This window comes from Nonomuraea turkmeniaca (genome assembly GCF_005889735.1).
GTDB lineage: Bacteria > Actinomycetota > Actinomycetes > Streptosporangiales > Streptosporangiaceae > Nonomuraea > Nonomuraea turkmeniaca.
On the sequence record NZ_VCKY01000411.1, the window covers coordinates 1 to 4,940 of the forward strand.

The window sequence follows — 4,940 nt, forward strand, 5'->3', positions numbered from 1 at the left end:
ACTGGCGCGAGTGCTCGCGCTGACCGCGGCCATCTGGCACAACGACAAGACCGGCCAGCCAATCAAGCGATCGCTGACCGCCTACGACCACTAAACGTGACCACACCCCTTGGACTCATTCGTCTAGACCGTGGTCTCATGCTCCGCCGTACCGTGACATCGGTACGGCGGAGCCTCCCGACGGTCAGTGAGCGCGAGGCCGCCATGCGTCGCGGAGCAAGCTCATCGTGATCGACGGCGACCACTCGCCGGCAACGCACGTGGCCTTCGGTTCAACGCTCTCGCTGCGGAACCCCAGCCGTTCGTAGAGCCGCATGGCGCCGGCATTGTGCGCGTAGACGCTCAGGTTGGCGCGCTGGATGGCCGGGTCGGCGAAGGCTTTCCCGAGCGCGGCCGCCATCATGGCCTCGCCGTATCCCCGCCCTCTGACCGCAGGCGAGACCAGGACCATGCCCAGCCGTACCGACTGGCGAGACGGCTCGGTCCGCAGGATGAAATGACCAACAGGCGTCCGGTCAGGGCCGACGGCCATGTGGACCCGAGGGCTGGGATCGGAGGCGTGGAAGCCGGAAAGCTGACCCGCGTCGAACGGCCAGGTGAATCCGGTATTTCCGGACCAGGTGATGAGCGCCTCCAAGCTGTCGATCCACGAGACCACTCTCGGAGCGTCGGCAGGCTCGAACGCGCGCAGCTCAATCACATGGTCCTACGTATCGGAACCGCTTCATGCCGGTCAATCGCCTGAATCCGACAAGGTGTCACGATCCGGCGAGTTGCGCGGCCTTGAGCTGGAGGTATCGCTGCTCGGGCCGGCTCGTCGTGCGGCGGGCGGCGGTCTCGTAGCACTCCCGGGCCTGGCCCGGCTCCCCCGCCAGCTCCAGCAGGTGCCCGCGTACCGCCTCCAGCCGGTGCTGGCCGGCCAGGCGCGGGTCATCGTCGAGATAGGTCAGGAACGTGAGGCCGGCGCGGGGACCGTGGACCATCGCGACCGCGACCGCCCGGTTGAGCGTCACGACCGGGTTGTCGGTCATCCGTTCCAGCAGGTCGTAGAGGCCGAGGATCTGCCGCCAGTCGGTGTCGCCGGCGGTGGCCGCCTCAGCGTGCACGGCCGCGATCGCCGCCTGCAGTTGATACGGCCCGAGATCGGCGTGGGACATGGCATGGGTCACCAGCGCGACTCCCTCGTCGATCTCGTCCCGGTCCCACAGGCCGCGGTCCTGCTCGGCGAGCGGTACGAGGGCGCCGCCCGCGTCGGTCCTGGCGGCACGGCGCGAGTGCACGAGCAACATCAGGGCGAGCAGGCCCGCCACTTCGCCGTCATCCGGAAGGACGCGGTGCAGCATCCGGGTCAACCGGATCGCCTCCGCCGCCAGATCGGCACGCTGCAGCTCAGGACCGGCGGTGGCGACGTACCCCTCGTTGAAGATGAGGTAGAGCACCTGGAGCACGGCGTCGAGGCGGGCGGCGTACTCGTCCGGTGGCGGCGGCTGGAAGCCGATCCCTGAGGTCTTGATCTGCTTCTTCGCCCGGCTGATCCGCTGCGCCAAGGTCGGTTCAGGGACGAGGAAGGCGTGCGCGATCTCCGCGGTGGTGAGCCCGCCCACGGCCCGCAACGTGAGCGCGACCTGCGACGGCCGGCTGAGCGCCGGATGGCAGCACACGAACAGCAGCGCCAGCGAGTCGTCGCCCGGCAGGCCGGCATCCGCGGGCGGAGCCAGGTACTGCTCGGGAGGGATCCGGACCGCCTCCGCGGCCTCCCGTTCGCGGCGGGACTGCTCGCTGCGCAGTATGTCGATCAGGCGCCGCGAGGCCACCCGGATCAGCCACGTACGCGGCTCCTGCGGGATCCCGCAGGCCGGCCACTGGGTCGAGGCCGCGAGCAGGGCCTCCTGGACCGCGTCCTCGGCGGTGTCGAAATGCCCGTATCGGCGTACGAGCGCGCCGAGGACCTGCGGCGCGTGCGCACGCAGCAGGTCCTCGATCCGGGCCGGCACCATCACGACAGGGGCGTGTCCTCCGCCAGCGGCCCCTGGCCGATCGGGCGCACCTCCACCGTGTCGCCGACCGCCGCGACGATCCGGGCCGCGATCGCCATGGCCCGGTCGTGGCTGGCGCAGTCCACGATCGCGTAGCTCGCCAGCACCTCCTTGGCCTCCGCGTACGGGCCGTCCACGGCGACCGGTCCGCCGTCGCCCATCCGTACCGTGCGGGTCAGGGACGGATGGGCCAGCCCTTCCGTGGAGACGAACTCGCCGGACTCGGTGAGCTCCTTGCCGAGGCTCTCATAGAACGCGCAGATGGCCTGGAACTCCGGGCTGTTCACGTCGACCGCGTCCCAGTCGGCCTGTTTCGTGTACGCCAGCAGCAGGTACTTCATTCGATGCCTCCTGGTCACCCCGCGGTCCGGGTACCGATCGTGTCATATCCGCCACCAGGCCAGACCCACGATGAGGTGATCGTGGTGCCGTCCTCGCTGACGGTGGACCGGCAGTACGCCGGGGAGCCTTTCTCGCCGCCCCAGATGGTGAGGCCGCCGTCGTCGTGAACCTCGTACACGTAGTCCAAGGTGTTGCCGGTGGAGTCGTAGAAGCGGGACTTGATCTCCTCGCTGGGCTCGCCGCCGAAGGGCCACTCGTGCCCGATCACTTCCAGGCCCGTGACCTGCTGGCCGTCATGGACGAGGTCGACGTGCTGGAGGAGGAAGGAACCACCCGCCATCCACTCGAACCGTACCGTTCCCTTGGCACCGCCCGACAGCTGCCAGGTGCCCACCAGCCGGTCCAGCTTGCGCATCTGCTCGCTCATCGCCGTCTCCTTGCTCTCTCGCTTCACGCGCCCTTGGTGGCGCGTTCTGCTGATACCTCGGAGCCGGCACGGCGGCTTTCGACATCCGGCCGGAGTTTTTCCAAGATTTTTTGGGAGCGCTCCGTGTCGGTGGGACGCATGCACGCCGGATCGGGCGATGCCGCGCGCTGGATCAGCGGTGTCGCGGCCGCGGATACGACGATGGATGGTGGCACTGGTGGATCGGATGTCGCGGGCCGGGTCGTGATGGTGCTGCCGGGCCGCCTGCAGTGTCGTGAGGTCCTGCTAGTCTGCCCAGCCGCAGCCGCAGCCGCAGCCGCAGCCGCAGCCGCAGCCGCAGCCGCAGCCGCAGCGGCCGGCGCTGGTTGCAGCCGGGGTTGCCGTCGCGGCCGTGGTCGCGGTCGCCGGCTGTGGTCGCGGCGGCACACGTCGTCTCGGTGCTATCGGAGAGTCACCTGTTGCGTGAATGTGCGGGCGCAGGTCCTCGGCCAGGGCGATACTGCGAGAACTTTGAGGGCCGCTGCCGGTGGGTGCCGGTACGCCCGGGGATTCAGGGCGAGACGCGGTTGAGCCAGTGGAGGATGCCCGCGACGTTCGACGGGGCGCCGCTCAGCATCTCGAACTGCCCTGCCGTCGCGTCATCGGACTCCAGCGCCTTGTAGCGCCCCTTCGTGCGGTCCCTGACCATGGCGACCGCATGATCCAGATCCATGCCTTCCGAGTGGGCCTGCCGGGTGAGATCGACCCAGACGCGAAGCTCTTCGGCGGACCGTTCGAGAGTCTCCTGGACCGCATCCACCGGGCCGTAGTGGCTGAACAGCAGCCGCTGAGGGCCGAGCGCCCCGAACAGCGCGATCGAGTCAAGTGCCGTCTGCAGGTCGAAGTCCGGCGGTGGCGTCGCCGGACGCAGGTCACCCGTTTGGGGCATGTACACGCCGGCCGCGTCGCCGACGTACAGGTCGCCTGTGGCGGAGTCGACGAGGCCCACGTGGTGTTTGGCGTGGCCAGGGGAGTAGTGGCTGTTCAGCGTACGTCCGTTGCCCAGGTCGATGGCGCCGGTCTCGCCCAGGGCGACGATGCGCTCGGCCTCGGTGGGGGACAGTTCGCCGAAGAGGGTGTCGAGCTGGTCACCCCACACCATGCGGGCGCTCGCCATCAACCGTGATGGTTCGGCCAGGTGGCGGGCGCCCTTCTCGTGTACCACGACCTGCGCCGACGGGAAGAATCTCGCGATGTCTCCCACTCCGCCGGCATGATCCAGATGGATGTGGGTCACGACGACAGTGGCCAGGTCTTCCGGGCCGACGCCCAGCGACGCGAGCGCGTCGCGTACCACGGGGGCGGAGGTCGAGGTACCGGTCTCCACGAGGCATGGGCGGTCGCTCAGGATCAGATATCCGGCCGTGATGCCGGAGTAGCCGGCCATCCTGGTGTCGATCTCATAGACGTCGCCGCCTAGCGCGGTGATGTTCTCCACAGGCACTCCCGAGCATGCAGCCGTTATCCCCAGAACGGCGTTCGAGCCGATCCGGCCTCCCCCTCATCGTAAAGAGTGATCTCCACCAGAGCATCGATAGGAGGATGACAGTGGACCGAAACGAGGTCTTGCTGGTGGGGAGGCTCTCAGCGGCCGTCGAAGAGCAGCCGATGCCGAGTGGCGACACCGCGACGAAGTGGCGCATCATCGTGCGCCGCCGGCGGCGGGACCGGCGCGGCGGCATCGTGACGGACAGCATTCCGTGCGTCACTTTCAACCGAGAGGCGGCCGATGTGGTCCGCGGCCTCAAACCTCGCGACCTCATCGAGGTGACGGGCGCGTTCCGCTGCCGCGTCTTCGGCCCTCCGGCTGCGAAGATCTGGAGGTACGAGGTGGAGGTGACGACCGCCCATCCGGTCGCCGCAGCCGCTCTGCCTCCTCCCGCTGCGCCGGAGGACGACCATCCTGCGGAGGCGTCTGCCGCTTTGGTTCCCAGACAGGTGTCCTACCTGGCCCAGGCAAGTTGACTCGCCGACTGCCCATCGATCCGTGGCACGCGATGGCTGGGGAGGTGGTGGGCCCGGCGCTGGCTTCTTGCGCTTGCGTGAAATGAGCGGGGCCGGCGAGTGGAGGGGGCGGCAGCCAAGGCATGCGGTGG

Annotated in this window: 6 protein-coding genes; 1 reads left to right on the top strand and 5 read right to left on the bottom strand. The window is 68.9% G+C overall.

Annotation, left to right across the window (positions count from 1 at the left end; translation table 11 throughout):
* Positions 1–184: 184 nt before the first annotated feature.
* The 5 genes from ETD86_RS52540 to ETD86_RS52560 all read right to left on the bottom strand — a co-directional run bounded on the left by ETD86_RS52540 (position 185) and on the right by ETD86_RS52560 (position 4,282).
* Entirely contained in the window at positions 185–700 is a 516-nt protein-coding gene (locus tag ETD86_RS52540) for a GNAT family N-acetyltransferase (protein ID WP_138674097.1), read from the bottom strand.
* Positions 701–758: 58 nt separating this feature from the next.
* Positions 759–1,997: an RNA polymerase sigma factor gene (locus ETD86_RS52545; protein WP_138674102.1), complete on the bottom strand. Its 1,239-nt coding sequence runs from the start codon at positions 1,995–1,997 to the stop codon at positions 759–761.
* Positions 1,997–2,377, bottom strand: coding sequence for a YciI family protein (locus ETD86_RS52550; protein WP_138674098.1), 381 nt, complete (start codon positions 2,375–2,377; stop codon positions 1,997–1,999). The genes ETD86_RS52545 and ETD86_RS52550 overlap by 1 nt, the downstream gene beginning before the upstream one ends.
* Before the next feature lie 14 nt (positions 2,378–2,391).
* Positions 2,392–2,805 (bottom strand): hypothetical protein, encoded by a 414-nt coding sequence (locus ETD86_RS52555; RefSeq protein ID WP_138674099.1) that lies wholly within the window; start codon positions 2,803–2,805, stop codon positions 2,392–2,394.
* 550 nt (positions 2,806–3,355) lie between these two features.
* On the bottom strand, positions 3,356–4,282 hold the full coding sequence (locus ETD86_RS52560; protein ID WP_138674100.1) for an MBL fold metallo-hydrolase: 927 nt from the start codon (positions 4,280–4,282) through the stop codon (positions 3,356–3,358).
* A 110-nt stretch (positions 4,283–4,392) separates the two neighbouring features.
* On the opposite strand from ETD86_RS52560, the gene ETD86_RS52565 reads away from it, so the two are divergent.
* On the top strand, positions 4,393–4,809 hold the full coding sequence (locus ETD86_RS52565; protein ID WP_170223779.1) for a single-stranded DNA-binding protein: 417 nt from the start codon (positions 4,393–4,395) through the stop codon (positions 4,807–4,809).
* The last annotated feature ends 131 nt before the right edge of the window (positions 4,810–4,940 follow it).